The 3,467-nt window shown below is 58.4% G+C and carries 2 protein-coding genes and 1 pseudogene; all 3 read right to left on the bottom strand.

Annotated features, from left to right (window positions below; all coding sequences use genetic code 11):
* A partial coding sequence (locus WA354_RS02615) for a hypothetical protein (RefSeq protein WP_472811454.1) occupies positions 1-1,056 on the bottom strand: 1,056 nt, incomplete at its 3' end.
* Positions 1,057-1,125: 69 nt separating this feature from the next.
* Positions 1,126-2,376, bottom strand: a pseudogene (locus tag WA354_RS02610) (choice-of-anchor D domain-containing protein); the annotation flags it as partial.
* A 433-nt stretch (positions 2,377-2,809) separates the two neighbouring features.
* A partial coding sequence (locus WA354_RS02605; RefSeq protein ID WP_472811453.1) for an AMP-binding enzyme occupies positions 2,810-3,467 on the bottom strand: 658 nt, incomplete at its 5' end.

Raw genomic sequence — 3,467 nt, 5'->3', positions numbered from 1 at the left:
TCCGACGCGCGCGGCAGGAAGGCCAGATGCCTGCGCGTCCTTCGCCGCCTGGGCGCGCATCATGGGCGCCGCCGCTGCATAAAGCTTCATGTAATTGGGTGCTCGCGTTGAAAGTGGACCGCACAGTGCGATGGTATTGGGCTCATTCCATATTTCGTAATCGGTGACAACACCGGGAAACACCTGGTCCATGTGCTGCACGTATTGCGCAGCCAGCGAAGCCCAGGCGTTTACATCTGTGGGCATTACATATGAATTTCCCGTACCGCAGGGATTGGGATTCGGCTGAAGCCACGGCGGAGTTTGAACCATCTGCAACATCACATGCAACCCACCCGCGCTGATTTTCTGCACTACGAAATCGATCGCCTGCCAGTTGGGCGTGCTGTTGGTACTGAACACAAATGGAATTTGTGCATAGAAGCGCGCGTAACGTATTCCGGCCGCCTTCACCAAATCCAGGTCGGCTGGGTTATGCAGCGATTCCATACGCTCGGTTCCGAAGAAGCCCGCGGAGATCGGATGCAGACTCGTTGAACGCGAGTCGAAATCTACGCTCACATCTGAGAACACGGTGATCTTTGCTGTCGCTGCAGTGCCCAGCTTGTTATCCTGCACCGTCAGCACATGACTACCTGGAGAGTCGGGAGCCGTGTACACGCCCTGCGCCGTAATCACGCCGGTGGTCGCATTGCCGCCTGGCACACCATCCACGCTGAAAGTCACGGGGTTGGCATCGGGAACCAGCGAAAGCTGCGCCTGGAATGCCTGGTCCGTCCCGACAAACACTCCCGCAGAACTCGGATACACCGTCAGCGTTCCGCTCGTCGAGCCGTTCTTCACATTCACTGAGGTCGACACTGATGGGGGACTGGTTGCAGTTCCCGCTGCTGTCACCGTGCACGTGCCCGGAGACGAGGGAGCCGTAAACAGGCCCGCCTTGCTGATGGTTCCACACGTCGCCGTCCACGTCACGCTCGCGGTAGCCGTGAATTGCAGCGTTGTATTGACCAGCACTGTCGGGTTGGTCGGCGCAATCGAAAGAGTCGACGCCACGCTGACTGATCCGGAAAGACTTGCTGTCTGCGGGCTGTTTCCGGCTGAATCGGTAAACACCAGGCTCGCTGTGCGCGTACCAGAAGCCGAGGGCGTAAAAGTCATGGTCACCGAACAACTCGATGAAGCAATCAAAGTCGAGCCGCACGTTTTGCTCGTGATCGCAAAGTCTGATGCGTCGGCGCCTGCAATCGCGATGCTGCTGATCGTGATTGGCGAGGTTCCACTGTTGCTCAACGTCACCGACTTCGAAGAGCTTGTTGAACCAACCGCAACATTCGCAAAAGTTACGCTTGCCGGGGACACCGACACGCTGCCCGTGCTTGAACCTGTGGCCGTACCTGACAGAGCCACGTGCAATGGCGCGCCGTTCGCTGAGACATTAAGGGTCGCCGCACGTGCACCCGATGAACCGGGCTTGAAGACCACACCGATCGCGCAGTTCCCCACACCAGCAAGACTGGCGCCGCACGAATTGCTCGCGACGGCGAAGTCGCCCGCATCTGGACCTGAGAACCCAACTGCATCCAGCGCTGCAGAGGACGCGCTGCTGTTGCTCAGCGTGATGGTCTGTCCCACACTCGTGCTCCCGGTACTCGTATCCGGAAACGAGAGTGCAGTCGGGCTCACCGTAACGCCACCTGCAACCGGCAGGTTGCCTGTCCCGGAGAGTGTAACCTGTTGCGGACTGCCGCTCGCCGAGTCCGAAACGGTGAGTGTCGCCGTTCGCGATCCGGCCGCAGCAGGTTTGAAGATTATGCCGATGCTGCAGGTGCTCGATCCCGGGAGGCTTGATCCGCAGGTATTGCCGGCAATCGAAAAGTCCGCTGGATCTGTGCCGACAAGAGCGACGCTGTCGATGGAAATCGTCGTGGTGCCATCGCTTTGCAACGTCACGTTCTGGAGTGCGCTTTCTGAGCCCACGTCAAGCGCACCAAAAGAAAGTGTCTGCGGAGTCACCGTCAAGGTGCTGATTTTCCCCGTTGCTGTACCGGAGAGCGCTACGCTCCGCGACGAGTTGAATCCGGAATGGTTGAAGGTAAGGATCGCTTCCCGGGCACCTGGTGCCTGCGGAGTGAAAGTAATCGTCGCGGTGCAACTTGAAGAGGCTGCAAGATTGGCACTGCAGGTCTTGCTCGAGATCGCAAAATCTCCAGCGTTCGTTCCCGAAATCCCAATACTGCTGATCGCAATCGGCGAAGTGCCAATGTTATTCAGGGTGACGGCTTTTGGAGTTCCCGTTGAACCTAAAGCGACGTTATCCCACGCCAGGCTTCTCGGCTCGATGCGCACACCTGCGACAACGCAGCCTGCCAGCATAAGAACACTGAGGAAGATTGAGGCAAGAAGCAAACTGCCCGCACGACTCCGGCCGACCGTGCTTCTCTGGTTCGCAGTTCGCGTCATAGTGACTTCTTCTGGCTCATTCTGCTGAGAGATAAGCGCACGTCACCAAGGATGAAGGTAATGAGACAACGAAACAGCAAAGAAGAGCGTACAGAGTATGTTCTATGTGTTCTCGCTATCGTTCTGCGGCCGGTGATCGATACGGAAAGAGTTTCCCTAAGATTCCTGTAGTTCTCTAAAACTTCTTCTCAAGTTTTGGATGCAAGACCCGGCGTCCCAGTTGGCACGGGGGGTAGACGCACCCCGGATGCGTCCCCGGTCCTGGGCGACAGGTAGTCAATTCGGTAGTAATTTTTGAGCAGCGGCCCGGGCATCGCGACTTCAAAGACCAGCTTTCACGAGACGCCTAACCTTCTTCGGCTTCGCGGAGTTTGGCGATTACGGTGAAATCTTCGAGGGTTGTGACGTCACCCTTGATTTCGCCGTGAGTGGCAAGCTCGCGCAGGAGACGGCGCATGATCTTGCCGCTGCGTGTCTTGGGCAGCGCTTCGGTAAAGCGGATATCGTCGGGGCGGGCCAGCGAACCAATCTCTTTCGAAACCCACTTGCGCAACTCGTCCTTCAAGCCCTCGCTCGGCTCGATGCCGCTCTCGAGCGAAACAAAGGCGGAGATGGCCTGGCCCTTGAGTTCGTCGGGGCGTCCCACAACCGCGGCTTCGGCAACCTTGGGATGTGCGACAAGCGCAGACTCAACCTCCATCGTGCCGAGGCGGTGTCCGCTGACATTGATAACGTCGTCAACGCGGCCCATGAGCCAGAAGTAGCCGTCGGCGTCGATGCGTGCGCCGTCGCCGGTGAAATAGCAGCCGGGCACATCGGACCAATAGGTCTTCTGGTAGCGTTCGGGATCGCCATATACCGTCCGCGCCATCGAAGGCCAGGGATTGCGAATGATCAGCAGGCCACCATGGCCCGCAGGAACCGCGTGGAACTTCCCTTCCGCATCGGGCTTCGTGATGACTTCAGGCTGGATGCCGAAGAAGGGGCGTGTGGCCGAACCGGGC

This window comes from Occallatibacter sp., assembly GCF_049802275.1.
In the GTDB taxonomy this organism is placed as follows: Bacteria; Acidobacteriota; Terriglobia; order Terriglobales; family Acidobacteriaceae; genus Telmatobacter.
This window is presented reverse-complemented; position numbering and strand designations above follow the sequence as displayed.